28 protein-coding genes are annotated in these 24,885 nt (G+C 68.6%); 12 read left to right on the top strand and 16 right to left on the bottom strand.

The window, feature by feature from the left end; genetic code table 11:
• From ruvB to pdxT, 5 genes are all read right to left on the bottom strand, one after another.
• A partial coding sequence (gene ruvB / locus KD1_RS00915) for a Holliday junction branch migration DNA helicase RuvB (protein WP_083541869.1) occupies positions 1–858 on the bottom strand: 858 nt, incomplete at its 3' end.
• Entirely contained in the window at positions 855–1,454 is a 600-nt protein-coding gene (gene ruvA, locus KD1_RS00910) for a Holliday junction branch migration protein RuvA (RefSeq protein WP_068396135.1), read from the bottom strand. The genes ruvB and ruvA, both read right to left, overlap by 4 nt.
• On the bottom strand, positions 1,451–2,005 hold the full coding sequence (gene ruvC / locus KD1_RS00905) for a crossover junction endodeoxyribonuclease RuvC (RefSeq protein WP_068396132.1): 555 nt from the start codon (positions 2,003–2,005) through the stop codon (positions 1,451–1,453). The genes ruvA and ruvC overlap by 4 nt, the downstream gene beginning before the upstream one ends.
• A 66-nt stretch (positions 2,006–2,071) precedes the next feature.
• Positions 2,072–2,827 carry a YebC/PmpR family DNA-binding transcriptional regulator gene (locus KD1_RS00900; RefSeq protein WP_068396180.1) on the bottom strand — a complete coding sequence of 252 codons (756 nt, stop codon included), beginning with the start codon at positions 2,825–2,827 and terminating at the stop codon, positions 2,072–2,074.
• A 66-nt stretch (positions 2,828–2,893) separates the two neighbouring features.
• Positions 2,894–3,508, bottom strand: coding sequence for a pyridoxal 5'-phosphate synthase glutaminase subunit PdxT (gene pdxT / locus KD1_RS00895; RefSeq protein WP_068396129.1), 615 nt, complete (start codon positions 3,506–3,508; stop codon positions 2,894–2,896).
• 51 nt (positions 3,509–3,559) lie between these two features.
• On the opposite strand from pdxT, the gene KD1_RS00890 reads away from it, so the two are divergent.
• Positions 3,560–3,838, top strand: a complete 279-nt coding sequence (locus KD1_RS00890) for a type II toxin-antitoxin system Phd/YefM family antitoxin (RefSeq protein ID WP_068396126.1) — start codon at positions 3,560–3,562, stop codon at positions 3,836–3,838.
• Between the two features lie 2 nt (positions 3,839–3,840).
• The gene (locus KD1_RS00885; protein WP_068396123.1) at positions 3,841–4,245 is read left to right on the top strand and encodes a type II toxin-antitoxin system VapC family toxin; all 405 of its coding nucleotides are present in this window, start codon (positions 3,841–3,843) and stop codon (positions 4,243–4,245) included.
• Between the two features lie 148 nt (positions 4,246–4,393).
• Here KD1_RS00885 and KD1_RS00880 read toward each other — a convergent pair whose 3' ends face one another.
• Entirely contained in the window at positions 4,394–4,921 is a 528-nt protein-coding gene (locus KD1_RS00880) for a hypothetical protein (RefSeq protein ID WP_068396119.1), read from the bottom strand.
• A 97-nt stretch (positions 4,922–5,018) separates the two neighbouring features.
• Positions 5,019–5,927 carry a pyridoxal 5'-phosphate synthase lyase subunit PdxS gene (gene pdxS / locus KD1_RS00875; RefSeq protein WP_068396116.1) on the bottom strand — a complete coding sequence of 303 codons (909 nt, stop codon included), beginning with the start codon at positions 5,925–5,927 and terminating at the stop codon, positions 5,019–5,021.
• 124 nt (positions 5,928–6,051) lie between these two features.
• Between pdxS and KD1_RS00870 the strand changes: the two genes are divergently transcribed.
• Both KD1_RS00870 and KD1_RS00865 read left to right on the top strand, forming a co-directional pair.
• Positions 6,052–6,933 carry an SDR family oxidoreductase gene (locus KD1_RS00870; protein WP_083541867.1) on the top strand — a complete coding sequence of 294 codons (882 nt, stop codon included), beginning with the start codon at positions 6,052–6,054 and terminating at the stop codon, positions 6,931–6,933.
• On the top strand, positions 6,930–8,387 hold the full coding sequence (locus tag KD1_RS00865; RefSeq protein WP_068396113.1) for a flavin-containing monooxygenase: 1,458 nt from the start codon (positions 6,930–6,932) through the stop codon (positions 8,385–8,387). The genes KD1_RS00870 and KD1_RS00865 overlap by 4 nt, the downstream gene beginning before the upstream one ends.
• Positions 8,388–8,412: 25 nt before the next feature.
• Here KD1_RS00865 and KD1_RS00860 read toward each other — a convergent pair whose 3' ends face one another.
• The 4 genes from KD1_RS00860 to pgsA are packed head-to-tail and all read right to left on the bottom strand — an operon-like array spanning position 8,413 to position 11,767.
• On the bottom strand, positions 8,413–9,021 hold the full coding sequence (locus KD1_RS00860) for a hypothetical protein (RefSeq protein ID WP_068396107.1): 609 nt from the start codon (positions 9,019–9,021) through the stop codon (positions 8,413–8,415).
• A complete protein-coding gene (locus tag KD1_RS00855; protein ID WP_068396103.1) occupies positions 9,022–10,173 on the bottom strand; it encodes a glycosyltransferase family 4 protein in 1,152 nt (383 codons plus the stop codon).
• On the bottom strand, positions 10,170–11,153 hold the full coding sequence (locus tag KD1_RS00850) for a phosphatidylinositol mannoside acyltransferase (RefSeq protein WP_068396100.1): 984 nt from the start codon (positions 11,151–11,153) through the stop codon (positions 10,170–10,172). Before KD1_RS00850 ends, KD1_RS00855 begins: the two co-directional genes overlap by 4 nt.
• Positions 11,154–11,155: 2 nt before the next feature.
• Positions 11,156–11,767: a phosphatidylinositol phosphate synthase gene (pgsA, locus tag KD1_RS00845; RefSeq protein ID WP_068396098.1), complete on the bottom strand. Its 612-nt coding sequence runs from the start codon at positions 11,765–11,767 to the stop codon at positions 11,156–11,158.
• A gap of 98 nt (positions 11,768–11,865) precedes the next feature.
• Here pgsA and KD1_RS00840 point away from each other — a divergent pair, with 98 nt between their 5' ends.
• On the top strand, positions 11,866–13,989 hold the full coding sequence (locus KD1_RS00840; RefSeq protein WP_068396095.1) for an elongation factor G: 2,124 nt from the start codon (positions 11,866–11,868) through the stop codon (positions 13,987–13,989).
• A 25-nt stretch (positions 13,990–14,014) separates the two neighbouring features.
• Here the strand turns inward: KD1_RS00840 and KD1_RS00835 are convergent, their stop codons facing one another.
• The 3 genes from KD1_RS00835 to KD1_RS00825 all read right to left on the bottom strand — a co-directional run bounded on the left by KD1_RS00835 (position 14,015) and on the right by KD1_RS00825 (position 17,375).
• On the bottom strand, positions 14,015–14,602 hold the full coding sequence (locus KD1_RS00835; protein WP_068396092.1) for an HIT family protein: 588 nt from the start codon (positions 14,600–14,602) through the stop codon (positions 14,015–14,017).
• A gap of 10 nt (positions 14,603–14,612) precedes the next feature.
• Positions 14,613–16,598 (bottom strand): threonine--tRNA ligase, encoded by a 1,986-nt coding sequence (thrS, locus tag KD1_RS00830; RefSeq protein WP_068396089.1) that lies wholly within the window; start codon positions 16,596–16,598, stop codon positions 14,613–14,615.
• A 96-nt stretch (positions 16,599–16,694) separates the two neighbouring features.
• The gene (locus tag KD1_RS00825) at positions 16,695–17,375 is read right to left on the bottom strand and encodes a GOLPH3/VPS74 family protein (protein ID WP_068396087.1); all 681 of its coding nucleotides are present in this window, start codon (positions 17,373–17,375) and stop codon (positions 16,695–16,697) included.
• A 133-nt stretch (positions 17,376–17,508) separates the two neighbouring features.
• On the opposite strand from KD1_RS00825, the gene KD1_RS00820 reads away from it, so the two are divergent.
• Entirely contained in the window at positions 17,509–18,639 is a 1,131-nt protein-coding gene (locus tag KD1_RS00820) for an alpha/beta hydrolase (RefSeq protein ID WP_068396084.1), read from the top strand.
• A 57-nt stretch (positions 18,640–18,696) separates the two neighbouring features.
• Entirely contained in the window at positions 18,697–19,113 is a 417-nt protein-coding gene (locus tag KD1_RS00815; RefSeq protein ID WP_083541866.1) for a helix-turn-helix domain-containing protein, read from the top strand.
• A gap of 82 nt (positions 19,114–19,195) precedes the next feature.
• On the opposite strand, the gene KD1_RS17120 is transcribed toward KD1_RS00815, so the two are convergent.
• On the bottom strand, positions 19,196–19,825 hold the full coding sequence (locus KD1_RS17120; RefSeq protein WP_068396081.1) for a hypothetical protein: 630 nt from the start codon (positions 19,823–19,825) through the stop codon (positions 19,196–19,198).
• 239 nt (positions 19,826–20,064) lie between these two features.
• On the opposite strand from KD1_RS17120, the gene KD1_RS00805 reads away from it, so the two are divergent.
• A complete protein-coding gene (locus tag KD1_RS00805) occupies positions 20,065–20,652 on the top strand; it encodes an NADPH-dependent FMN reductase (protein ID WP_068396080.1) in 588 nt (195 codons plus the stop codon).
• 84 nt (positions 20,653–20,736) lie between these two features.
• The gene (locus tag KD1_RS00800; RefSeq protein WP_068396077.1) at positions 20,737–21,555 is read left to right on the top strand and encodes an acyl-CoA thioesterase; all 819 of its coding nucleotides are present in this window, start codon (positions 20,737–20,739) and stop codon (positions 21,553–21,555) included.
• 191 nt (positions 21,556–21,746) lie between these two features.
• On the opposite strand, the gene KD1_RS16070 is transcribed toward KD1_RS00800, so the two are convergent.
• Positions 21,747–22,181, bottom strand: coding sequence for a winged helix-turn-helix transcriptional regulator (locus tag KD1_RS16070; RefSeq protein WP_083541865.1), 435 nt, complete (start codon positions 22,179–22,181; stop codon positions 21,747–21,749).
• Positions 22,182–22,275: 94 nt separating this feature from the next.
• Here KD1_RS16070 and KD1_RS00790 point away from each other — a divergent pair, with 94 nt between their 5' ends.
• The 3 genes from KD1_RS00790 (at position 22,276) to KD1_RS00780 (ending at position 24,694) form a co-directional block, all read left to right on the top strand.
• Positions 22,276–22,971, top strand: coding sequence for an SDR family oxidoreductase (locus KD1_RS00790; RefSeq protein ID WP_068396071.1), 696 nt, complete (start codon positions 22,276–22,278; stop codon positions 22,969–22,971).
• Between the two features lie 49 nt (positions 22,972–23,020).
• On the top strand, positions 23,021–24,100 hold the full coding sequence (locus tag KD1_RS00785; protein ID WP_068396068.1) for an alkene reductase: 1,080 nt from the start codon (positions 23,021–23,023) through the stop codon (positions 24,098–24,100).
• Between the two features lie 108 nt (positions 24,101–24,208).
• A complete protein-coding gene (locus tag KD1_RS00780; protein ID WP_245627220.1) occupies positions 24,209–24,694 on the top strand; it encodes a PaaI family thioesterase in 486 nt (161 codons plus the stop codon).
• The last annotated feature ends 191 nt before the right edge of the window (positions 24,695–24,885 follow it).

Here is a 24,885-nt window from a genome sequence, read left to right as displayed (position 1 = left end):
CCGGTCCAGGCCGACCTCGTCGACGTCGAAGAGCGCGAGTGCCTCCCGCGCCGCCGCCAGGTCGACCGAACCGGAGCCGTGCACCTGCGCCCAGTCGCGCACGCGTCGCAGCAGCCGGTTCGCGATGCGCGGTGTGCCGCGGGAGCGCCGCGCCACCTCGGCCAGCGCGTCGGCGGTCGCCGGTACCTCCAGCAGCCGAGCCGACCGCGCCAAGATGAGTTCGAGATCGGCGGTGTCGTAGTAATCGAGATGACCGGTGAACCCGAACCGGTCACGCAGCGGCGCGGGTAGCAGACCTGCCCGGGTCGTGGCGCCGACGACGGTGAACGGCGGCAGTTCGAGCGGGATCGCCGTGGCACCGGGCCCCTTGCCGACGATGATGTCGACCCGGAAGTCCTCCATCGCCAGATAGAGCATCTCCTCCGCGGTGCGCGACATCCGGTGGATCTCGTCGAGGAAGAGCACCTCGCCCTCCATGAGCGAGGACAGCACCGACGCGAGGTCACCGGCATGCTGGATCGCCGGCCCCGACGTCACGCGAATCGGCTGTTCGAGTTCGGCCGCAACGATCATCGCCAGCGTCGTCTTGCCCAGGCCGGGCGGACCGGAGAGCAGCACGTGGTCGGGTGCCGAGCCGCGCCTCTTGGCTGCCTCGAGCACGAGCCCGAGCTGCTCGCGCACCCGCGGTTGACCGGGGAACTCGCTCAACCGCCGCGGGCGCAGCGCCGCCTCGACGACCTTCTCGTCGTCGCTCCCACCGGCATCGACGACGCGGGCAGTCGCGTCGTACGACCCGTCGGACCACTCCCCCGGGCCCGCCTCGACGATCTCGGAGTGGAAGCCGGGGCGTTCGCTCACCGGCCCAACTCCTGCAGTGCGGCGCGCAGGGCGGCCGACACCTGCGGGTTCTCACCCAGGCCGGGACCCACCTTCTCGACGGCCTGCTCGGCCTGCTTGGCGGTGTACCCCAGGCCGACGAGGGCGGCAGTGACCTGATCGCCCCAGGCCGGGGCGGTGATGGCCACGGCCGGAGCGTCGTCGCCGGTCACGGGCACGACGCCCACCTTGTCGCGCAGTTCCAGGCAGATGCGTTCGGCGCCCTTCTTGCCGATGCCGGGCACCTTGGTCAGCGTGGCCGTGTCGGAGGTGGCGATAGCCCGGCGAGCATCGTCGGGGGTGAGCACGGCCAGCAACGCCAAGGCCAGGCGCGGCCCCACGCCCGAGACGGTCTGCACGGTTTCGAACATGTCGCGTTCTGCGTGGTCCCCGAACCCGTAGAGGGTCAGGGAGTCCTCCCGCACCACGAGGGTGGTCGCCACGGTGGCCTCCATGCCGGAGCGCAGTTCGCCGGCCAGGCGCGGCGTCGTGTGGACGCGCATGCCGACCCCACCGACGACGAGGACGACGTGGTCGAGACCGACCTGGGCGACGGCACCGGTCAACGAGGCGATCATCGGGCCGCCGCCTTGAGTCGGGCCCGCTCCGAGGCCGCCGCCAGATCGACGCGATCGGTGCCCCGGCCGCGCCACTGGTGACAGATGGCCAGCGCCAACGCGTCGGCGGCGTCGGCTGGCTTCGGCGCGACCTCGAGCCCGAGGATGCGTGTGACCATCGTCGTGACCTGCGCCTTGTCCGCGCGGCCGTTGCCCGTCACCGAGGCCTTGACCTCGGTCGGGGTGTGCAATCGCACGGGGATGCCGCGCTGCGCTCCGGCCAGCAAGGCCACCGCGGAGGCCTGCGCTGTGGTCATGACCGTGGGCACGTGATCGGCCGCGTAGATCCGCTCGAGGGCCATGACATCGGGGTCGAACCGATCGAGCCACGCATCCAACTGTTGCTGCAGGTAGAGCAGTCGCTCGCCGACATCGGTGCCGGCCGGCGTGCGCACCACGCCGACGGCGACCATGGACATCCGCCCGCGTGTCATCGCTCCGACGCCGTCGGGCGCGTCGACCACGCCCAAACCGCACCGGGTCAGACCCGGATCGATCCCGAGGACCCGCACCGCTGCTCCACCTGCCTCATCTCCAGGGCGACACGCCCACGTGTCGGACGTGTGTTCGAGACGAGATTAGTCCTCGGCGTCGAGTTGTTCGAGGACCTCGTCCGGGATGTCGCCGTTGGCGAAGACGTTCTGCACGTCGTCGCTGTCCTCGAGTGCCTCGACGACGCGGATCATCTTCTTGGCGCCCTCCAGGTCGAGTGGGACCTTCAGGTTGGGCACCCACTGGGCCTCGGCGCTCTCGTAGTCGAGGCCGGCGTCCTGGATGGCCTGACGCACCGCGACGAAGTCGGAGGCCTCGGAGACGATCTCCCAGTACTCACCGTTGTCGTTGACCTCCTCGGCACCGGCGTCGAGGACGATCTCGAGGATGTCGTCCTCGGTCTTGTCGCCCTTGGGCATCAGCACGACGCCCCGGCGGTCGAAGACATAGGCCACCGAACCGGGATCCGCGAGCTGACCGCCGTTGCGGGTCAGGGCCGTGCGCACCTCGGCGGCAGCGCGGTTGCGGTTGTCGGTCAGACACTCGATGAACAGGGCGACACCGCCGGGGGCGTAGCCCTCATAGACGATCTCCTGCCAGTCGGCAGCCCCGGCCTCGGCGCCGGAGCCTCGCTTGACGGCGCGGTCGATGTTGTCGTTGGGCACCGACGACTTCTTGGCCTTCTGAATGGCGTCGTACAGCGTCGGGTTGCCGGACGGGTCGGCCCCGGCCCGGGCCGCGATCTCGATCGTCTTGATGAGCTTGGCGAAGAGCTTGCCGCGCTTGGCGTCGATCGCCGCCTTCTTGTGCTTGGTGGTGGCCCACTTGGAGTGGCCTGACATCAGGTGTTCTCCCTCATCCACGCCCGGACTCCGGGTCGCGGGTCTACCTCGAGCTGACGAGCCATCCTATGACACGGCCGCGCGGACCATGTCGACGAACAGGGCGTGGACTCGATGGTCCCCGGTGACCTCGGGGTGGAAGCTTGTGGCCAGCAGCCCGCCCTGGCGCACGACGACGGGGTGCTCGCTCCCCCTGGTCTCGACGCTCGCCAGCACCTCGACCTCCGGGCCGGCCTGCTCGACCCACGGAGCGCGGATGAACACCGCGCGCATCGGCGCGCCAGCGATCCCGGTCACCGTGAGGTCGGCCTCGAACGAGTCGACCTGGCGGCCGAAGGCGTTGCGGCGCACGGTGATGTCAAGGCCGCCCAGGGTCTGCTGATCGCGGGGCCCGTCGAGGATCCGATCGGCGAGCAGGATCATCCCGGCACAACTGCCGTAGACCGGCAACCCATCGGCGATCCGGGCGCGGAGCGGATCACGCAGGCCGAAGGTGCGGGTCAACTTGTCGATCGTCGTCGACTCGCCGCCGGGCAGCACGAGCCCGTCGCACCGGTCGAGCTCGTCCACCCGCCGCACTCGAATCGTGCTGGCACCACATTCCTCCAGGGCGGAGAGGTGCTCACGCACGTCTCCCTGCACGGCAAGGACTCCGATGGTCGGGGCAGCGGCAGCAGTCATGGGCGGCAATGTATCCCGCTCAATGTCAGACACACGTAGTACATTGGATCCATGCGCACGGTGACGAAGCGGGAACTCAATCAGCGCACCGCCGCTGTCCTCGATCAGGTCACGGACACCGATGACATCGTGGTGACTGAACGTGGTCAGCCACGCTGGCGGGTCAGCCGCGTACGGGAGTCGGAGAGTGCGCTGACGCGGCTCGAACGCGAGGGCCGATATGAGCCTCCCGCCGTCGAGCCCGAACCATGGCCCACGAACACGGTCGGGCGGGCCTACACCGACGAGGAGATCGACGCACTCCTCGAGGAGAATCGCGGGGATCACTGACCGTGACGGACCGCCTCGTCTACCTGGACTCCTCGGTCGCGGTCCGGGCCATTGTGGACGGCCCGGACCGCCAGCGGCTCCAGGCGTGGATGGAGCAATCGGCCCACCAGCTCGTCTCCTCACGCCTGCTGCGGACCGAGGTGATTCGCCTCCTTCGGCGTGAAGATCTGCCGCTCACGCTCGCCACGCCACTGCTCGACAGGGTCGGCCTTCTGGACATCACCCGTGAGACCCATACGGTGGCCGAGTCCATCGAACGTCACATCCGAACGCTCGATGCGCTGCACTTGGCCACCGCCCTGCTGATCGGCGCACCGGTCACGGTCGCGACCCACGATTCGGCCATGAAGGAGGTCGCCGGGCACGTGGGACTGCTCGTCACCGATCCGGTCGGCGACCGGCCGTGACACCCCGCCGGTCCCGGTGTGGGCAATCGGCATCTGGGCTTGGCCGTCAGATCGGCCTCCGACGAACCCTGCGGCAACGCTTCCTCAGCCCTGTTCCGCTGCGGGTCTTCCCAAATCGAGTCCGTGGGTTTTGGCCGATTCATGCGAGTCAGTCGAGGGGCGGCAGGTCCTCGTCGGGGGTCTCCCGTTCGCGCGAGCCGTACGGGCCTGCCTGTATTGCCGCCCAGTGCCCCTCGTACTCGGCGATCAACGACGTCAAGAGTGCGTCCAGGTCGATGTCGCTGAGCCGCGGGTCGTCACGGTCAAGTTCCAGAGGGGGCAATAGACGCATCGGAGTGTTGTAAATGGGATGGTGGTGGGGGAACTTGGCCAGCACGGCGTCCCAGTTCATGTAGCGCGCAAATCGTGCGGCGATGGTTCTGTCGAGGCGCCAGATATACTGTTTGCCCAATCCCAATTCTCGCGCCTGCTGCATGACATCGGGCTGATCCTCACCGTTGATCAGGAAGATTCGGTCGCCGAGGAACACCAAATGGATCACACCCGAGTAGACATCTTGGGGGATGTCGGCGAGTCGAACATCCACCCCTTCTTCACCCTCGTGTTCCTCAATCCACTCAAGCCATTCCAGGTCGTAACCGTCATAGTGCGGGTGTTCGATGCGCCCCTCGATCATGGATGAGAACCTACACCTGATCACCCTGCGGCGAGTGATGGTTTCGGGCCGCCTCGTCGCCTGTGAGGCGACCCGAAACCATCACTCGGCGGGGGTGTTACCAGCCGCGCTGCGCGAACTGAATCGACCGAGCCGGCTCGTCGACGTTGATGCCGACCATGGCCTCGCCCAGTCCACGCGACACCCGCGCGATGGTGTCCGGATCGTCGTGGAACGTCGTCGCCTCGACGATTGCCTTCGCGCGCTGAGCCGGGTTGCCGGACTTGAAGACGCCCGAACCGACGAACACGCCCTCGGCGCCGAGCTGCATCATCATCGCCGCGTCCGCGGGGGTGGCGATACCACCGGCGGTGAACAGCACGACGGGGAGCTTGCCCGTCTTCGCGACCTCCTTGACGAGGTCGTAGGGCGCCTGCAGCTCCTTGGCGGCGACGTACAGCTCGTCCTCGGCCATCGAGGTCAACTTGCTGATGGCGGAGCGCAGTTCACGCATGTGGGTGGTCGCGTTCGACACGTCGCCGGTGCCGGCCTCGCCCTTGGAACGGATCATCGCGGCGCCCTCGGTGATGCGGCGCAGCGCCTCACCCAAGTTGGTCGCGCCACAGACGAACGGCACGGTGAAGGCCCACTTGTCGATGTGGTTGCTGTAGTCGGCCGGGGTCAGCACCTCGGACTCGTCGATGTAGTCGACCCCGAGGGACTGCAGCACCTGGGCCTCGACGAAGTGACCGATGCGGGCCTTCGCCATGACCGGGATGGACACGGCCTCGATGATCCCGTCGATCATGTCCGGGTCGGACATGCGCGACACGCCACCCTGGGCCCGGATGTCGGCGGGTACCCGCTCGAGGGCCATGACGGCGACTGCGCCGGCGTCCTCGGCAATCTTCGCCTGGTCCGCGGTGACGACGTCCATGATGACGCCGCCCTTGAGCATCTCGGCCATACCGCGCTTGACGCGGCTCGAGCCGTGCTCGATGGGTGTGTCGGGGGTGTTCTCAGCCATGCCGTGAATGGTACGACTGAGACGCCTCACGCCGCGCCTCTCCCGACGGGTGAGACGCAACCGCGACAATGACGTCCGCCACACCGACCCCACCGATCATCGACGATCTGTTCAGGAGCCATTGATGACCCCACCCGTTCCGCAGGCCGATCCCGGACACGGCGCGAGCGCCCCAGACCCCACCAGGCACGGCGGCGCGGTCGTCACCGGCGCGGGTCGGGGTCTGGGGCGCGAGATTGCCGGGTTGCTCGCGGCCCGGGGGCACCACGTGGTGGTCACCGACGTCGAGGCCGACCTGGCTGCCGCGACGGCCGCCGAGATCGGGCCGAGAGCCACCGCCCTGACCGTCGACGTGCGCGACCGCGATCAGATCGACCGGGCCCGCGACGCCGCGATCGCGCAGGCGGGAGTGCTCGAGGTGTGGGTCAACAACGCCGGTGTGCTGCTCACCGGACCGGCGTGGGAGCAGGACGAGTCCACCCACCGCCTCATGCTCGACGTCAACACCCTGGGCACGATCAACGGCACGGTGAGCGCGATCGAGGCGATGCGCACCCAGCACTCCCCCGGCCACATCATCAACATCGCCTCGCTGGCCGGGCTGACGGCGGTGCCGGGCGAGGCCGTCTATGCCGCCTCGAAGCACGCGGTGATGGGCTTCAGCCTCAGCACGGCGGCCGATCTACGACTGGCCGGAGTCTCGAACATCGACCTCTCGTGCATCTGCCCCGACGGCATCTGGACCCCGATGCTGCACGACAAACTCGACGATCCGGCCTCCGCCCTGTCGTTCTCCGGCACGCTGCTGCAACCCGCAGACGTCGTCGCGGCCGTCGCCCGGGTGCTCGACCGCCCCCGACTCGTCACGACGCTCCCCCGCTGGCGCGGCGCCCTCGCCCGGATCGCCGATGCGTTCCCCCGAATCGGCCTGCGCGCCGCTCCGCTCGTCGTCGCCCAGGGTCGACGTGCCCAGACGACGCTCCGATCGAGGAAGGTCACCCGGTGAAGCCGCGCATCGCCATCATCGGTGCCGGCTTCGGCGGAATCGCCGCCGCGATCGCGCTCAGGGCCCGCGGCCACGACGACATCACGATCCTCGAGAAGGGAAACGACGTCGGGGGTGTCTGGCGGGAGAACACGTATCCCGGTGCGGCCTGTGACGTCCCCTCACCGCTGTACTCCTACTCGTTCGCCCCGAACCCGCACTGGCCCCACCGGTTCTCGCGGCAACCGGCCATCCTCGACTACATCCGGCAGGTGGCCGACCACTATGACCTGCGTCGTCACCTCCGGCTCGGCAGCGAGGTGACGTCGGCGACGTATGACCAGGCCGGTGGCACCTGGCACATCGAGCTTGACGGAGGAGAGTCGTTGACCGCCGACATCCTCATCCCGGCGGTCGGTCAGTTGTCGCGTCCGGCGTTCGCGAACATCCCGGGGCGTGAGACGTTCGGTGGGGTGAGCTTCCACTCCGCCCAGTGGCGCCACGACGTCGACCTGACCGGCCGGCGCGTCGCCGTGATCGGCACCGGAGCCAGCGTCGTCCAGTTCGTGCCAGAGGTGGCCAGACAGGCCGGTGCCCTGACGGTCTTCCAACGCAGCGCGCCCTATCTGCTGCCGCGGCCCGACCGGCGCTTCTCCGCGCGGCACGCCGCGGTGTTCGAGCGGCTCCCCGTGACCGAACTCGCCGAACGGGCCACGTGGTACGCGGTAATCGAGAGCCTGACCGTGGCGTGGTTGTACTCCGCGCCGCTCGCGCGCACGATCCGCGCCATCTCCCGGCGACACATGCGCCGTCAAGCGCAGGCCAAACCGGGGCTGTTCGAGCAGGTCTGGCCCGATTACCCGATCGGGTGCAAGCGAGCGCTGTTCTCCAACGACTACCTGCCGGCGCTGACCCAACCCCACGTCGAGCTCGTGACCGACGCGATCACGGCGATCACTCCCGCCGGCGTGGTGACCGACGACGGTCGCGAGCACCGGGCGGACGTGCTCATCTGGGGCACCGGCTTCACCGCAACCGAGTTCCTGGCGCCGATCGATATCCGGCGCAGCGACGGCCACCGGCTCGCGGACGACTGGCGTGGCGGGGCGCACGCCTATTACGGCATGGCCGTGCCCGGTTTCCCGAATCTGCAGATCATGTACGGACCCAACACCAACACCGGTGGCGGGTCGGTCATCTACTTCCTCGAGGCGCAGGCGCAGCACGTCGCCGACTATGTCGACCACGTCGCGCGCACCGGGGTGCCCCACGCGGTCCGACCGGAGGTCGAGGCAGCCGTGGACGACGAGGTCCAGACTCGCCTGGCCGGATCGGTGTGGACCCAGTGTTCGTCGTGGTATCGCCAAGCCGACGGTCGAATCCCGACGAACTGGCCCGGCCTGAGCCGGGAGTACCGCCGACGCGCGGCATTCGACCCTGCCGACTACGAGCCCGTGCCGCTCACCGTCGCATAGCGGCCACTCCGCCGTCGTGGCGAGGCTAGGGGGTGACCGGCCCGAGCGTGGGCCAGTTCTCCAGTCCCTCGGGCAGGGCATCGTCGAACTCGATGACCAGCGGCCACGCGGCGTGCCCGGCCAACCGGAAGACGCGCACGAACGGTTGGCGGCGCAGGCGGGTGGCCTCGGCGACGGTCTCGGCGTGGAACGAGCGGGCCATCTGCAGTCGCACGGACGCGTCGTGGAGGCGCTGTACGGCCTCGGCGTCCGGCCCGCCGGTGTCGTGGATCTCCCGCACGACCTCGTCGGGCAACGCCAATCGCAGCGCCTCGGTGAGGTGGGATTCGACCTCGGCCCGGTCACCGAAGCGCTGGCCCTCCAGCAGGTCGGCGACCCCGGCTCCGGTGGTGGTCGCCTCCAGCGAGTCGGAGGCAGCGTCGGCGAGCAACAGGCTCGAGGCCGGATCGAGCGCCCCCGAGACCGCCAGGGCCATGGTCGATTCGGCACGGCGGATCAGATAGGCGTCGAGCGCGGCCAGCGCACCCTCGACCCGGGTGTGCATGCGGTGCAGGCGCGCGGCCGTGTACGACAGCCACCAGCCGAGCGCGATGAGCACCACGGCGGCGACGGCGACGATGATCAGCCAGTCCATTCAGCGCCCCTCCCCGACCGCCGTCGTGCGGGCGACGCCGGTCAGAACGGTGTCGTACACCGCCAGCACACTCTGCCCCACGACGCTCCAGTCGTACCGGCGGATGTGCTCGGTGGCCGCCTGCGCGCGGCGTGCCGTGGCCACCGGATCGTCGAGCACGCGCCCGATCGCGGCAGCGCAGGCCGTCGCGTCACCGACCGCGAACAGCGACCCGACGGCGCCGCCGCCCAACACATCACGGAACGCCACCAGATCGCTGGCCACCACCGCCGCGCCGGCCGCCATCGCCTCGACCAGCACGATCCCGAAACTCTCCCCACCGGTTTGCGGAGCGACGTACACGTCGGCCGAGGCGAGCAACGCCGCCTTGTCCGCTTCACTGACCCGGCCCAAGGCAACCGTGGCGGCGTTGACCCGCTCGCTCGCGCCGAGCTCGGCCAGCGTCTCGGCCGTCGCGTTCGGTCCGGCGATGAACAACCGGGCGCCCGGCCAGCGCGCCAGCACCTCATCCATGGCGGCGACCAACACCGGCAGCCCCTTGCGCGGTTCGTCGGCGCGACCGAGGAAGACGATCGTGGGGCGAGCGGCGCCGCCCACCCACTCGGGGCGCGGCCGTGCCCGGGCGAACGCGGCCGTGTCCACGCCGTTGGGGATCACGACGGCGTCGCCGCCGAGGTGGGTGCGCAGGGTTCGCAGGGCCTCGGGCGACACCGCGATCCGCCCGAGGATGCGCTCCAGCGACCCGCGCAGCAGCGGCGCCGCGGCGTGCAGGGCCCGCGAGCGCTCGATGCTCGTGTGGAAGGTCGCGACCACCGGGCACTGCGAGGCCCACAGCGCCAGGATCGACGCGCTCGGGGTGATCGGTTCGTGCAGATGCAGCACATCGAAGTCACCGGCGTCGACCCAGCGCCGCACCCGCGCCGCCGTGGTCGGCCCGAACGACACCCTCGCCACCGAGCCGTTGTACCGCACCGGCACCGCCCGGCCGATGGTCGTCAGGTGCGGCTGGTCGGCGAACGCGTCGTCGTCGCCCGGCGCCAGGATCTCAGCCTCGTGCCCACGGGAGCGCAGGAAGTCCGCGAGGTCACGCACGTGGTACTGCACCCCGCCGGGCACGTCCAGCGAGTACGGGCAGACCAGACCGACCCTCACGGCGCTCCGCCCGCCTGGCCGCGCAACGGCGCTCCGCCCGCTCGGGCCAGTCGCTGCGGGTCGAGGTCGTCGACGAACACGGCCTGCATCATGTGCCAATCCTCGGGGTGGGCGGCCATCGCCTCACCGACCGCGTCGACGCACGCCTGGGTCGCGGCCTGCACCCGAGCCGCCGAGTCGCCCTCCCCGGGCGGCACGACCCGATCGTGGAAGGTGATCTCGAGGCCGTAGCCACCGTCGCGTCGACGCGGCCGTTCACGCATCGACACCGGGAACAGCGCCACGTCGTGTGTGACGGCCAGCGCCGCCGGACCGGCCGCGACGCGGGCGCGATGTCCACGCAGATCGACCGTCAGACCCGTGTGCGTCAGGTCGCGATCCGCGAGCAGCGGCATGACCACGCCCGGCCCGAGGTGATCGCCCAACCGCTCGAACACATCTCCGTCACCCAGGGCGAGGATCGTCATGCCCAACCCTTCGCGGAACTCGAGGAACTCGACGAACAACTCCTCGGGCGTGAGCCGCTCGGCGACGGTCACGACGTGCCCGAGGTTGCGTCCGCACCACGCTCCGGCCAGATCCCAGTTGCCCAGGTGTCCGAGGAAGCACACGACCGGGCGACCGGCCGCCGACTCGGCGCGAATGGGTCCGTCGCCGCGCACGACGACCGAGTCCTGCACCAACTGGGGGGACATCGCCGGCAGGCGGAACGCCGCGCAGTAATAGCGCAGGTAGCGGCGCATCCCCTCGCGCACCGTGGCCTCGAGCCGGTCACCGGTCAGATCGGGGCGGATGCGCGCGAGGTTGGCCCGCAACTGGTCGACGCCCGCACCCCCGGCGGCGTGGGCACGATCGGCGGCGAAGGTGAACAGGCGATACGCGACCGGCTCGGGCAGTGTGCGCACCAGTGACCAGGCGGCCTTGAAGGCGCCGAGGGTCAGGGTGTCGGTCAGGTCGGCGGCCCGACGACGCGCGTCCATGGTCACGATCCCGAGAAGGCTTGGCGATGGGCGGTGGCCAGCCGCTGCACGATCGTGATGGCGGAGGCCAGCGCCAGCAGCGCGAGCATGACCGTCAGCACCTCGCGCGGCAGCCCCAGCCCGACCAGGGCGGTGGCGACCAGCACGATGACGAGTCGATCGGCGCGTTCGGCGATCCCCACCGCGGCGTTCCAGCCCAGCGACTCGGCCTTCGCGCGGGCGTACGAGACCAACTGCCCCAGGACCAGGCAGGTCAGGGCCAGATACGCCGTGGGCGCGTGGTCACCCCCGTTGAGGTACCAGATCATGACGCCGGCGAACACGGCCGCGTCACCGAATCGGTCGAGGGTGGAGTCGAGGAACGCTCCCCAGTCGCTGGTGCGCTCCATGAGCCTGGCCATGATGCCGTCGAGCATGTCGGCGAACACGAACGCCGTGACGACCAGCACGCCGACGAAGAGGTGACCGCGTGGAAAGAACCACAGGGCCGCGGCGACCACGCCCAGGGTGCCGACGACGGTGACGGCGTCCGGGCCGATCCCCAGACGGAGCAGCAGACGGGCAACGGGAGTGAGGACGCGGGTGGCGGTCGCGCGCGCGAATCGGTTCAGCATGACGGGGCAAGGCTAGTCGGTGGTGACTCCCGCCACGACTCGCACCAACTTTCGTGGATTCGGTTGTGGCGGACCGGCGAGGGGGTGAGGCTGATGCAATGAACGCCACATCGCACCTCGTACGGAAGGTCCCCGACGTCAGTTCCCCTGATGTCCTTCGCAACGTCGTGTTGGTCGGACCGAGCGGGTCGGGGAAATCTGCGCTGTTCGAGCGACTGACGGGCGTCGCGCCGCGGGACGCCGACGACCAGGAACGCTCCACCGGCCTGCGGGCCGCAGCCATCGGCTACGCGGCGCCCGGCGGCGGGGACGACCTGGCGATGACCTTCCTCGACACTCCGGGTCATCCGGACTTCGTCGGTGAGGTGCGTGCCGGGCTGCGCGCCGCCGACGCCGCGATCTTCGTCGTCTCGGCGGTGGAGGGCCTCGACGCTCCGACCCGGGCGCTGTGGCACGAGTGCAACCTCGCCGGCACCCCCCGCGCGATCGCACTGGTCAACCTGGACCGCAGCGGCGCCGACTTCGCCCAGACTCTCGCCGCCTGCCAGGCCCACTTCGGCAGCAGCGTCCAGCCGATCGGCGTGCCCGTCGGCCAGGACAACATCGGTGGCACCACGGCGATCGCGGACCTGGCCCTCGGCGAGATCCACGACTACTCCGGCGCGTCGCGGGTGGTGCGCCTGGCGACGGCGCAACACGCACCGGCCTTCGACACCTACCGGGGCTCGCTCATCGAGGCGGTGATCGAGGAGTCCGAGGACGACACCCTCATGGACCGCTACCTCGGTGGCGAGGACGTCGATTTCGCCACGCTGGAGCGCGGTCTGCTCACCGCCGTCAGCCGCGGTTCCTTCCACCCCGTCGTCGCGGTCAGCAAGGACACCGGCGCCGGCATCGACGTGCTGTTGCACCTCGTGGCCGCGGCCTTCCCCCCGCCCACGCTGCGCCCCCTGCCGGTGGTCACGGACATCTCCGGCACCCAGACAGTCGAGGTCGCCGCCGACCCGCGGTCACCGCTCACGGCCGAGGTCGTCCGCACCACGTCCGACCCCTACCTGGGACATGTCTCGCTCGTTCGCGTCTTCGCGGGCACGCTCACGGCGGCCGAGCCGGTCCATGTCTCCGGTCACCTGGCCCGCTTCGACCCCCGCCCCGGCGAGGGCCACGCGGACCACGACGAGGACGTGCGCCCCGGTCAGATCGGCTTGCCGCTGGGTGAGGACGTCACCGCGGTGGAGCAGGCCATCGCCGGGCAGATCGTCGTGGTGACCAAGCTCGGCACCGCGCAGACGCTCGACACGATCTCCTCCGTCGATCACCCGCTCCTCATCACGCCATGGGCCCTGCCCGAGGCGTTGTTGCCGGTGGCGATCAAGGCCGCCTCACGCGGCGACGACGACAAGTTGCCCGGCGCGCTGCGCGAAGTGGCGGCCGAGGATCCGGCCCTGGTCGTCGAGCACTCCGCCCAGACCGGGCAGGTCGTCCTCTGGGTGACCGGGCGCGCCCAGCTCGACCTGCTGCTTGAGCGCCTGCGCGACCGCCACCGCGTCGACGTCACCACCGAGCCGGTCAAGGTCGCGCTACGTGAGACGTTCACCCGCGCCGGCGCGGCGCAGGGCCGGCACGTCAAGCAGTCCGGCGGGCATGGCCAGTTCGCCGTCGTGAGCCTCGAGGTCACTCCCCTGCCGCCGGGTTCCGGAGTCGAGTTCACCGAGACCGTCGTCGGCGGCTCGGTCCCGCGGCAGTTCATCAGTTCGGTCGAGAAGGGTGTGCGACAGCAGCTCGAGAACGGATTGCTGTTCGGCTGGCCGGTCGTCGATGTGCGCGTGACGTTGACCGAGGGCAAGGCGCACAGCGTCGACTCCAGCGACATGGCGTTCCAGACCGCCGGCGCGCTGGCCCTACGCGAACTGGCCTCACCCGAGACGATGGGGCTCCTCGAACCGGTCGATCTGGTCAGGGTCACCGTCGACGACGAGTATCTCGGCACGGTCATGACGGATCTGAGCACCCGCCGCGGGCAGATCATGGGCACCGACGCCGCCGGCGAGCAGGAGGGTCGCACGGTGCTCACCGCGGCGATCCCCCAACTCGAACTGGTCGACTACGCCATCGGATTGCGGTCGCTGGCGCATGGCACGGGCACGTTCACCCGGGAACTCCACGGCTACCAGGCCATGCCGGACCGCGAGGCGCAGAAGGCGTCGGCGGCGGTTCGCTGACGTCGGCTCAGGCCTGACGGGCAGGTCAGGCCTGGTCGGGTGACTCGCCCGCCCAGGCCGCGGCCAGCGCTGCCCGCACGTCCTCGATCAGGACCGGGATCGCCTTGGTCTGGGCGACCAGCGGCAGGAAGTTCGTGTCGCCGCTCCAGCGCGGAATGACGTGCTGATGCAGGTGCGCCGCCACCCCGGCACCGGCCACCGAGCCCTGGTTCATGCCGATGTTGTAGCCGTGCGGGCGGGAGATCACCGTCAGCGTGTTGATCGCCGCCTTGGTCAGCGCGGAGAACTCGCGGGTCTCGTCGTCGGTCATCTCGATGTACCCCGAGATGTGCCGGTAGGGGCAGACGAGCAGGTGTCCGGCGTTGTAGGGGAACGCGTTCATCACGACGTAGCAGTGCTCCCCGCGATGCACCACCAGGCCGTCGGCGTCGTCCTTCAGCGGTGCCACGCAGAACGGGCACCCGTCACCGGCCTCATCGGTGGGTCGCTCGCCCGTGACGTAGGCCATGCGGTGTGGGGTCCACAGCCGCTCGAACCCGTCGCGGACGCCGACCAACTCGCCGGCGTCCTCGATGGGTCGCCTGGCGAAGTCCGCTTCGTCCCCCGGTGCCATGCGCGCGGGGTCAGACCTGTGCCTTGGTGCGGATGGCCTCCAGCACCTTGGCGATGGCCTCGTCGATCGGCACGCCGTTCTCCTGCGACCCGTCGCGGTAGCGGAAGGACACCGCCCCCTTGGCACGGTCCTCCTCACCGGCGATGAGCGTGAAGGGCACCTTGGACTTGCTCGCGTTGCGGATCTTCTTCGGGAACCGGTCGTCGCTGTCATCGAGCTCGGTGCGGATGCCCTGGACGGACATCTGGGCGAGCACGTCCGCCAGGTAGGCCTCGAACTCCTCGGCCACCGGCAGCCCCAGCACCTGCACCGGCGAGAGCCACACCGGGAACGCCCCGGCGTAGTGCTCGACGAGCACGCCGATGAACCGCTCGATCGAACCGAACTTCGCCGAGTGGATCATCACCGGGCACTGGCGGGTGCCATCGGCGGCTTGGTACTCGAGCTCGAAACGGCGAGCCATGTTGAAGTCGTACTGGATCGTCGACATCTGCCACGTCCGGCCGATCGCGTCGCGCGCCTGGACCGAGATCTTCGGGCCGTAGTACGCCGCTCCGCCCGGGTCGGGCACGAGCTCGAGGCCGGTCTCCTCGGCCACGGTGCGCAGCGTCTGCGTCGCCTCGGCCCACTCCTCGTCCGAGCCGATGAACTTCTCGGACTTGTCGCCGGCGTCGTCGCGCGTCGACAACTCCAGGTAGAACTCATTCAGGCCGAAGTCGCGCAGGAGCCCGAGGATGAAGTTGAGCAGGTGACGGATCTCCGCCGGGGCCTGTTCCGGGGTGACGTAGCTGTGCGAGTCGTCCTGGGTGATCGAGCGCACGCGGGTCAGGCCCTGCAGCACACCGGACTTCTCGTTGCGGTACACCGTGCCGAACTCGAAGAACCGCAGCGGCAACTCACGGTAGGAGCGCCCGCGGCTGCGGAAGATCTCGTTGTGCATCGGGCAGTTCATCGCCTTGAGGCGGTAGGCCTGTCCGTCGTCGTCGATCGGCGGGAACATGCCCTCGGCGAAGTACGGCAGGTGCCCGGAGGTGTAGAACAGCGCCTCCTTGGCGATGTGCGGTGTCCCGACGTACTGGAACCCCTCCTCGATGTGCCGGCGGCGGACGTAGTCCTCCATCTCCCGCTTGATGACCCCACCCTTGGGGTGGAACACCGGCAGCCCGGGCCCGATGTTCTCGGGGAAGGAGAACAGATCGAGCTCGGCTCCGAGCTTGCGGTGGTCACGCTTCTCCGCCTCCTCGAGGCGGTGCAGGTAGGCCTTGAGGTCGTCCTTCGTCGGCCACGCGGTGCCGTAGATGCGCTGGAGCATCGGGTTCTTCTCGGACCCGCGCCAGTACGCTCCGGCCGAGCGCATCAGCTTGAACGCGTTGCCGATGACCTTGGTGGTCGGCACGTGCGGGCCGCGGCACAGGTCGCCCCACGCCACGGAGCCGTCGCGACGCACGTTGTCGTAGATCGTCAGCTGGGCGCCGCCGACCTCCACGGACGCGCCCTCGGCAGCTTCGCCGGCCGCGCCTCCCTTGAGCCCGATGAGTTCGCACTTGTACGGCTCACCGGCGAGTTCGACGAGCGCATCCTCGTCATCGATGTCACGACGCACGAAGGTCTGACCCTCGTTGATGATCTTCTGCATCGCCTTCTCGAGGGACTTGAGGTCCTCGGGGCTGAACGGTTCGTCGACGTCGAAGTCGTAGTAGAACCCGTCACGCACCGGCGGACCGATGCCCAGCTTGGCGTCGTCGTGCAACTGCTGGACCGCCTGGGCGAGCACGTGGGCGGCCGAGTGGCGCAGCACGTCGAGGCCGTCCTGCTCGTCCGCGGTCACCGGCTCGACCGTGTCACCCTGGCCGACGAGGTGGTAGAGGTCTCGGAGTTCTCCATTGACGCGCGCGACGAGCAGCCCCTTGACGTCGGGGAACAGCTCCCCGGCAGTGGTGCCCACATCGACCGTTCGCTCGTCGCCGGCGACGTTCACGGTGAGCTGGGCTGACACGGGTTCTCCTCGGTGGTGCGGTGGGACGTGGGCGTGGTGCCACGGCCTGACGATCCTAGCCCGATCCGCCGGCCCCACCGCGCTCCGGTCTTTGGGTCACGAGGAGGCGGCCACGGTTGCCGCCGTCGTGGCCGCGATGACGGCCGAGACCACCTCATCGACGGCTTGGCGCACCGCCTGGCTCGCCCAGTCACCGGCGCTGATCTCCTTGGCCCGGGCCTGGACCGCCTTGCGCTGCTCCCTGGGGTACCCACGCTCGAGGAGCGCGGATGCCGAGAGCAGGCTGATCAGGGCCGCGGTGCGTTCTTCAGGTTCCTGAATGCCCAAGAGTGCGGCATCGAGTCGCTGCCGGATCTCGGCCTCGATTCGAGGGTCCTTCGGCAGGTACGTCGTGACGGGGAAGATCCCGGCGAACCGGCGGCGCCCGCGTTCGAGCACGCCGTCGCGTTCGAGCCGCTCGAACATGGCCGCCTTGAGGTCGCTCATACGGTTGCGGAACGTCGTGAACCCGGCCACCCGGGACACGGCGGCCTTGGGAGTACGCCCGTCTGCGAGGTCGATCACCTGCAACAGCAGCGGATCGGTGCACGTCACCTGGGTCCTGGAAAGGACCGGCTTCTTGGGGTTGGCCTCGTTGATCGCGAGGTACCCATCAAGGACCAACTGGAGCAACACCGCTCCGGCCAGCCCACCGGAGAGGTGAGTGCTGTCGACCCGCGGCCGCCCGGTCTGATCGTCCCAGGCGATGAGCAGGTACTCCTCGGACAGTGTGCGCATGACAGGCCCCTTGCTGTGATCATTTCGCGACACAACCGTTAGCCAACTGCTACCGCGTGGCTAACGTCTCACGTAGACTATCGCTGATCACGGGGTCGTGATCCTTGACCCTGCTGATGTGGAGGTGGCTGTCGTGACCGTTGTCGCGAAGCGTCCTGACCTCGAGGCCCGTCGTTTCCTGCTCGCCATGAGCATCGTCCCACCCCCGCGGCACTCCGGTTCGGACACCGTCGACGCCCTACGTCGGGATTGGCAGTTGGCCGTCAAGGCGTTCGCCACGCGCGACAAGGTCGCCTCGGTCATCGAGCGCGAGATCCCCGGACCCGACGTGCGCCCGCTGCGCATTCGCGCCTACGTCCCCCGGAAGAAGCCCTCCGGCCTACCGGTGGTGGCCTATTTCCACGGCGGTGGATTCGTGTTCGGTGACCTTTACACCGCCGGCGCGACGGCCCGGGCGCTGGCTCGCCGCACCGATGCGATCGTCGTGACGGTCGAGTATCGGCTGGCCCCCGAGTATGGGCTCCAGGATGGTCGGGCCGACTGTCAGGCCTTGGTCGATTGGCTGGCCGAACATGCCGACGAGTTGGGCGGGGACCCTGCGCGACTGGCGGTGGCCGGCGATTCGGCCGGCGGTGGCATCGCCGCGGTCGTGGCCCAGACGTGCCGCGACCGGGGTCTGGAGTTGAAGGCCCAGGTGCTCATCTATCCGGTCACCGACAACCCCCATGCCCACAACACCGATCCGGTGGCGATCGGGCTGCTCACGCCCGAACGCGTCGACTGGATCACTGCGCAGATCTCGAAGGTGAACGACCTGACCGATCCCAGCCAGACCGCTCTCCACGCCGAGGACCTCACCGGGCTGGCCCCGACGATCCTGGTGACCTGCGGGTTCGACCCGCTGCGCGACGAGGGGCTGGCCTACAAGCAGCGCCTCCAGGAGGCGGGAGTCACCCTCCAGCACCTCCACTACCCGGGAATGATCCACGGGTTCGTGACCTTGGACCGCGTCCTCAGCGCGGGCGGACATGCCCTGGACCTGCTCGGCGACGGCCTCAGAGCCGCGTTCAACGACAACCTCAAGGCGGCCGAGCGTGACAACCTCCCCGGCTTCCGACTGGTCAACCCCCTCAAGGTCGATGCGCCCCAGCGCATGCGTGAGGTGCAGGTCGGCACTCTGGTGGCCGTCGAACGCTTCCGGCAACTGCGCCACGCCATCACCGAGGTGCGCGAGGGCGACGAGCCGGCGCCCCTGGCCGGCTGAAGCCACCCCACGCACCTCGCGGCGGATGCACCCGGCGCTCGCACCTAGGGTGGAGGCATGGAAGAACATGCGCCCAAGGGCGTCACCCTGGGTGAGTTGTTGCGCCAACAGCGCGAGGCAGCGGCGATCCCGGTGCGTCGGTTGGCGAAGATGGCCGGCATCTCCGGGCCCTACCTCTCGCAGATCGAGCGGGGGCTGCGGTACCCGTCGGACGCGGTGCTGGTGGCCTTGGCCAAGAACCTCGACACCTCCGCGGACGTGTTGCGTGCTCGGACCTCGACGCGCCAGCGCAGTGCGGCGGCCGAGGCCGGGGGCACGCTGGCGGAGATCGCGTCGGACCCGCGGCTGACTCCGGCCCAACGCTCTGCCCTGATCGACATGTACTCGGCGTTCGTGCGCGGCAACGACTCGGCCAAGGCGAACGCCCCGGCCGAGGTCGGAGACTCGGCCACGGACTGGGACGACGACGAATAGTTCAGGGAACAAGGCAGGAGCCCGACCACACATCGTGGCCGGGCTCCTGTCTTTTGCCGGCTGGACCGGCGCAAGGTCTGCGTCAGTTGTTGACGAGCTTGCGGGCTGCCTGGGTGCCGCGCGCGGTCAGGCTCTCGACCAGGTCGACCTGAGCGGTGGCAACGCGCTTGGCCGTCGGAACCGGAATGTTGTCGACGAGCGAGCGCTCGAGGTCGAAGAGGCGGGTCGCGTTCGACTCGTAGGAGTCGATCGTGCGGTTGCCGATCTTGACGCCGGCCTCGCGGCTGATGTCGCGGATCTGGGTGAAGGCGTCCTCGATGGTGTCGGAGATGGTCACGACGGCGTCCTTGACCTCGTCCTTGACCTCGGTGAGGGTGGCCACGGCGGCCTTGGCGTCGGCCTTGACCTCGCCGGTGACCTCGGTGGCCTTGTCGGCAGCCTTGTTGGCGGCGCGGGTCGCGGTGGCCTTGACCTCGGCGGCGGTGTCAGCAGCCTTGTCGGCGGCCTTCGCTGCGGTGGTCTTGACCTCGTCCTTGACCGCGGTCGCCTTGTCGGCAGCCTGGGCGGCAGTGGTCTTGACCTCGTCCTTGACCTCGGTCGTCTTGTCGGCAGCCTTCGCGGCGGTGGTCTTGGCAGTCGTCGTCTTGGCAGTCGTCGCCTTGGTCGCGGTGGTCTTCGCGGCGGTGGACTTCGAAGCGGGGGTGGCGGTCATGTCGCTCTCCTCTGACGTGGATGGATGTCTCGGGTGGTACTCACCCGCTGCTAACAACGTTAGCAGGATTGCTAACACCGCATCAAATCTGTGCCCTACCCCGAGGGTGGCGTGCGTCACACCCGTTCGGATTGGGGAAGTGCCGACACTGACATATTGTTGAAGCGTCAACCAGATCATCGAGCCACCCCGTTCGATGACCAAGCTTCACGCGACAGCGTGCTCGTCAAGGAGTACAGATGACCAAGATTGCCATCGTCACCGGTTCCGTCCGCCCCGGCCGCCAGAGCCTGACCATCGCCGAGTGGGTCAAGGCCCAGGCCGCCGAGCACGCCGCAGCCGAGTTCGAGGTCGTCGACATCGCAGACTTCAATCTGCCCGTCTGGGCCGAGGCCACTCCCCCGTCGTGGGGCGCCCCGCAGACGGCCGAGGGACAGGCCTGGTCGGCCAAGATGTCGGAGTTCGACGGCTACATCTTCATCGTCTCCGAGTACAACCACTCGATCACCGGTGCCTTGAAGAACGCCCTCGACTACCTCGGCTCCGAGGTCAACAACAAGGCCGCCGCCTTCGTGTCCTACGGCTCCGCCGGTGGTGCCCGCGCGGTCGAGCACCTGCGCGGCATCCTCTCGGAGATGCAGGTCGCGCACGTGCGCGCCTCGGTCCAGTTCTCGCTCTTCCACGACTTCGAGAACTTCGCGACCTTCACCCCCGGACCGGCGGCCACCGAGGCCCTCGCTCCGGCGCTGGACCAGCTCATCACGTGGACCAAGGCGATGGAGGCCGTCCGCGAGGGCGCCTTCTCCCCGGTCGGCGCCGAGGCCTGATCCTTGCCCGGCCCGCGCGGCTGAGTGACCTTCTCGATCCCGGTGACGGTTCTCCGTCACCGGGATCGGCACAATGTGCATGTGATGAACCGGGCAGAGTTGTGGCAAGAGCTGACCCAGCAGATCTTGGAGGCCGGCCCTCAGGCTCTGGCCGACATGCTCGACCTCGAGCGCATCGAGCAGAACCTGTTCCGGGCGAACTACGTGTTCGATGAGCCGCATTCCCTGTTCGGTGGGCAGGTCCTCGCCCAGGCACTCGTGGCCGCCGGCCGAACCGTGGACGAGGATCGGCCGGCGCATTCGCTTCACGCCTATTTCCTGCGCGCCGGCGACCCGAAGCGACCACTGGTGCTCGAGGTCTTCCGCGACCGCGATGGCCGCTCGTTCTCGGCTCGCCGCGTGGTGGCCGTCCAGAACGGAGAGGTCATCCTCAACCTGTCCTGTTCCTTCGCCCTCGAACAGGAGGGGCTGGACGTCCAGCCCATCGCGGCACCGGACGTGCCCGGTCCTGGCCACACCGAACGCATGCCGCGCCTGTTCTCGTTCGAGGTGGCCCAAACGAGCGAGTCTGCGCCGCGCACCCGGATTCCCGAGCGCATCTGGGGCCGATGCCTGGCCGACCTCGGTGATGACACCCTGCTCCATGCTGCGGCACTGACCTACTTCTCAGACATCTCGGCCGGCATCGTGCGCTTCGAGACGGACGTCGATCGCCTCGGCCCGAGCCTCGACCACGCGCTGTGGTTCCACGCACCGGCGCGCGCCGACGACTGGCTGTTGCTCGATCTTGCGCCCAATCGTGTGCTCGGTGGACGCGGCCTGTACTCGGGCGGTCTGTACACCCCGGCCGGAGAACTCGTGGTGAGCGTCGCCCAGGAGCAACTCTTCCGTCGTCAGCGCTGAGAGCGCGGCCAGACGGCCAAAGCCCGGCCTGCGGCTGTAACGCGGCGCGACACCCAGATTCGCCGGTGGGGCGCTTGCTCGGGTCGTTGCCGAGCTTGACTGAGATGGGGCTCCGGTGGGGAAGCCTGGAGTTACAGTGTGAATCGGAATTGCCGACCTACTCGGTGGAGCAAGGCTCCCTGCTGAACCGATCAGGCGGAGTCGCTTGCGATCCCAACCTCGCCGCTTCGCACTGCTTCACCGCAGGCTTTGCAGGCGAGTATCGGATGGAACTCCGAGCCACAGGAGTGATCGAGTCGCAGCGGCGGGCCACCCTCTCCGACCAGGTGACGGTCGCCGAACTCCCGCATTGTGGCAACAATTGGCGTGAGGGCCCGCCCGAGATCGGTCAGGTGGTACTCGAACCGCGGAGGTCGCTGTTCATACTGAACCCGGGCCACCAACCCATGATCCTCGAGCTTGCGCAGCCGGTCGGTGAGGATGTCCCGTGGTCCGCCGGTGAACCGAACGATCTCCTCGAACCGATGGCTCCCCAAGAGCAGCTCGCGAACAATGAGCAGGGTCCACTTCGAGCCGACGAGCTCGAGCGTTCGAGCCACCGAGCACTCACGCACCTGTGATCCCATGGTCCAATCGTAGTTGAGTTGGAAAAACAAACCAACCCCAGTACGTTGGAAACACCAACTCACGTGGAGCTTCCGGGCCCGAAGAGGAGAAACCATGCCCACTCTCACCAACGCGGTCGTCCTGGTGACCGGCGCCAACGGCGGCCTCGGAACACATTTCGTCCACCAAGCACTGGAGCGGGGCGCCACCAAGGTGTACGCCGCAGCCCGCAACCCCCGCGAATGGGGCGATCCGAGCATCACGCCCCTGAGGCTCGACGTGACTGACCACGCCTCCGTTACGTCGGCCGCCGCGACGGCCGACGATGTCACCGTCGTGATCAACAACGCCGGCGGCGCCAACGGCTCCAGCGTGATGGGCGACCTGATCGCCGCACGCGAACTTTTCGAAACCAACTTCTGGGGAGCACTCGACGTCACAAACACCTTCCTACCTGCGCTGCGCACGAGCGGCGGGATCGTGCTCAATGTGCTGTCAGTGCTGAGCTGGTACGGCATCGGCGACGGTTACAGCGCCACCAAGGCTGCACTGTGGTCGGCGACCAACACCCAGCGTCTCGCGCTGGCAGCTGAAGGCATCCACGTCGCGTCACTGCACCTGGGATACACAGACACCCCCATGACGACTGGTGTCGCCGGGCCGAAGAACGACCCTGCCGACGTCGTGCGCAGCGCGTACGACGGCCTTGAGGACGACGCCTACGAGATCCTCGCCGACCAACTCAGTGCCGACGTCAAGGCCGGTCTCGCTCAGCCGATTGAGGTGCTCTACCCCCAGTTGAGCCGCTGACCAGTCCAGACCCGATTCACCCGATTCCCCCACTTCAGAAGGACTTTCCATGACCATCAGCCCCGCAGCCTGGGAACCGTTCACCCTCGGCACGATCTCCCTACCTCACCGCCTCGCCCTGGCTCCGATGACCCGCAACCGCGCAAACGATGACGGAACTCCCGCCGAGATCGCCGCCGACTACTACGCCCAACGCGCCTCGCTGGGTCTACTCATCACCGAGGGGACCCAGCCCTCGGCCGACGGTCAGGGCTACCTCAATACGCCCGGGATCTACACCCCAGAACACATTGCCGGCTGGAAGCGCGTCACTCGCGCGGTCCACGAGGCCGCGGGCCACCTGTTCATCCAGCTCATGCACGTCGGCCGTTTGGCACACCCCGACAACACCCCGCACCACCGTGAACCGGTCGCACCCTCGGCTATCTCTGCCGACCAGGACTTCTTCACGCCGAGCGGCATGCAGAAGACGCCCACACCGCGGGCATTGACCACCGAGGAGGTCAGCGGAGTCGCCGCCGAGTTCGTGCACGCTGCCCGTTCGGCGATCGAAGCCGGTGCCGACGGTGTCGAAATCCATGGCGCCAACGGGTATCTGCTGCACCAGTTCCTCGCCCCGAACTCGAACCAGCGCACCGACCAATACGGCGGCTCGATCGAGAATCGCTCACGCTTCGTCGTCGACGTCGCCAGGGCGGTCGCCGACGCGATCGGACCCGAACGCACCGGCATCCGCATCTCCCCCGGTTTCCCTCTCGGCGCACTCGACGAAGGCGGCGCGGAAGCAACCCGCGCACAGTACCGCCACTTGGTCAGCGAACTGGCGCCACTGAATCTGACCTACCTCCACGTCCACCATGCCGGCGACGACGAGCTGCTGGGCTCGATACGCGAGCTGTGGCCGAGCGCCCTGTTGGTCGTGCGTTACGGGCGCGAGCGCGATCAGATCGCCGACGACCTGGAGGCCGGACTGGCCGACATCGCTCCGCTCGGCCGGTGGGCACTGGCCAACCCCGATGTCGTCGAGCGCCTTCGCCTCGACGCACCGTTCAACCAGATCGATCCCGACACGCTGTACTCGGGAGGAAGTCGCGGCTACATCGACTACCCGACCCTGGCGCAACCGTGACGAGGGCCCCGTTGATCGAACCGAACTGATGCGCCAGCGGCGTGCACATCACCATCAACTCGAAAGACCTCAATGCCCCAGAACACGACATCCGAACAACCCGAAGCAGTGCGCAGACGCACCTACGCGTGGGCCGATCCCCAACTCCTCGCCACAGCTGCCCAAGAGCTCGATGGGATTGACTTCTTCGAACGACTGGGAGATGGCAAGTTCCCGCCGCCACCGATCAACGAGACCCTCGGCATGGCCCTGGTCGAGGTCAACGACGGTCGCGCTGTCTTCGAACTCACGCCCGAGGAGTGGCACTACAACCCGATCGGCACCGTGCACGGTGGCATCCTGGCGACTCTCGCGGACTCAGCCCTCGGCTGCGCGGTGCACACCAAGCTGAAGGCCGGTACCGCGTACACATCCCTCGACCTGACAATCAAGTTCACCCGCGCGGCCACGCTGGACAGCGGCACCCTCACCTGCGAAGGACGCGTCGTAACCATCGGACGACGCACAGCCACCGCCGAAGCGGAGATCACCGACAAGACAGGTCGAGTCATCGGTCACGCGATCGCAACGTGCCTCATCATGGCCGGGAGTTGAAGTTATTCACGCCGTCCGGCGTCGATGTCGGCCTGGGCAGCCCAGATTCCTACTCCCGCGAGACGCCCAATGCATGGACTCCGCGATAAATCGTCTGGTCGCCGAGACCTGCGTGCGACAGTTGCACTCATCCGGCCGAGTCGACGTCCACTCGCACTGCGTCATCGCTGGTTCGTCAGAGTTGATGCGGA

This window comes from Kribbia dieselivorans NBRC 106261, from assembly GCF_001552435.1.
In the GTDB taxonomy this organism is placed as follows: domain Bacteria; phylum Actinomycetota; class Actinomycetes; order Actinomycetales; family Dermatophilaceae; genus Kribbia; species Kribbia dieselivorans.
This window is presented reverse-complemented; position numbering and strand designations above follow the sequence as displayed.

What these genes read in the sequence shown, in the direction of transcription:
- KD1_RS00850 (WP_068396100.1), bottom strand. Translation starts at nt 11,153, where the DNA reads ATGGACGCGCGTCGTCGGGCCGCCGACCTGACCGACACCCTGACCCTC.
- ruvA (WP_068396135.1), bottom strand. Translation starts at nt 1,454, where the DNA reads ATGATCGCCTCGTTGACCGGTGCCGTCGCCCAGGTCGGTCTCGACCAC.
- KD1_RS00890 (WP_068396126.1), top strand. Translation starts at nt 3,560, where the DNA reads ATGCGCACGGTGACGAAGCGGGAACTCAATCAGCGCACCGCCGCTGTC.
- KD1_RS00790 (WP_068396071.1), top strand. Translation starts at nt 22,276, where the DNA reads ATGCCCACTCTCACCAACGCGGTCGTCCTGGTGACCGGCGCCAACGGC.
- pdxS (WP_068396116.1), bottom strand. Translation starts at nt 5,927, where the DNA reads ATGGCTGAGAACACCCCCGACACACCCATCGAGCACGGCTCGAGCCGC.
- KD1_RS17120 (WP_068396081.1), bottom strand. Translation starts at nt 19,825, where the DNA reads ATGACCGCCACCCCCGCTTCGAAGTCCACCGCCGCGAAGACCACCGCG.
- pdxT (WP_068396129.1), bottom strand. Translation starts at nt 3,508, where the DNA reads ATGACTGCTGCCGCTGCCCCGACCATCGGAGTCCTTGCCGTGCAGGGA.
- KD1_RS00785 (WP_068396068.1), top strand. Translation starts at nt 23,021, where the DNA reads ATGACCATCAGCCCCGCAGCCTGGGAACCGTTCACCCTCGGCACGATC.
- KD1_RS00900 (WP_068396180.1), bottom strand. Translation starts at nt 2,827, where the DNA reads ATGTCAGGCCACTCCAAGTGGGCCACCACCAAGCACAAGAAGGCGGCG.
- KD1_RS00870 (WP_083541867.1), top strand. Translation starts at nt 6,052, where the DNA reads ATGACCCCACCCGTTCCGCAGGCCGATCCCGGACACGGCGCGAGCGCC.
- pgsA (WP_068396098.1), bottom strand. Translation starts at nt 11,767, where the DNA reads ATGCTGAACCGATTCGCGCGCGCGACCGCCACCCGCGTCCTCACTCCC.
- KD1_RS00815 (WP_083541866.1), top strand. Translation starts at nt 18,697, where the DNA reads ATGGAAGAACATGCGCCCAAGGGCGTCACCCTGGGTGAGTTGTTGCGC.
- KD1_RS00835 (WP_068396092.1), bottom strand. Translation starts at nt 14,602, where the DNA reads ATGGCACCGGGGGACGAAGCGGACTTCGCCAGGCGACCCATCGAGGAC.
- KD1_RS00880 (WP_068396119.1), bottom strand. Translation starts at nt 4,921, where the DNA reads ATGATCGAGGGGCGCATCGAACACCCGCACTATGACGGTTACGACCTG.
- KD1_RS00840 (WP_068396095.1), top strand. Translation starts at nt 11,866, where the DNA reads ATGAACGCCACATCGCACCTCGTACGGAAGGTCCCCGACGTCAGTTCC.
- KD1_RS00800 (WP_068396077.1), top strand. Translation starts at nt 20,737, where the DNA reads ATGAACCGGGCAGAGTTGTGGCAAGAGCTGACCCAGCAGATCTTGGAG.
- KD1_RS16070 (WP_083541865.1), bottom strand. Translation starts at nt 22,181, where the DNA reads ATGGGATCACAGGTGCGTGAGTGCTCGGTGGCTCGAACGCTCGAGCTC.
- KD1_RS00860 (WP_068396107.1), bottom strand. Translation starts at nt 9,021, where the DNA reads ATGGACTGGCTGATCATCGTCGCCGTCGCCGCCGTGGTGCTCATCGCG.
- KD1_RS00825 (WP_068396087.1), bottom strand. Translation starts at nt 17,375, where the DNA reads ATGCGCACACTGTCCGAGGAGTACCTGCTCATCGCCTGGGACGATCAG.
- KD1_RS00805 (WP_068396080.1), top strand. Translation starts at nt 20,065, where the DNA reads ATGACCAAGATTGCCATCGTCACCGGTTCCGTCCGCCCCGGCCGCCAG.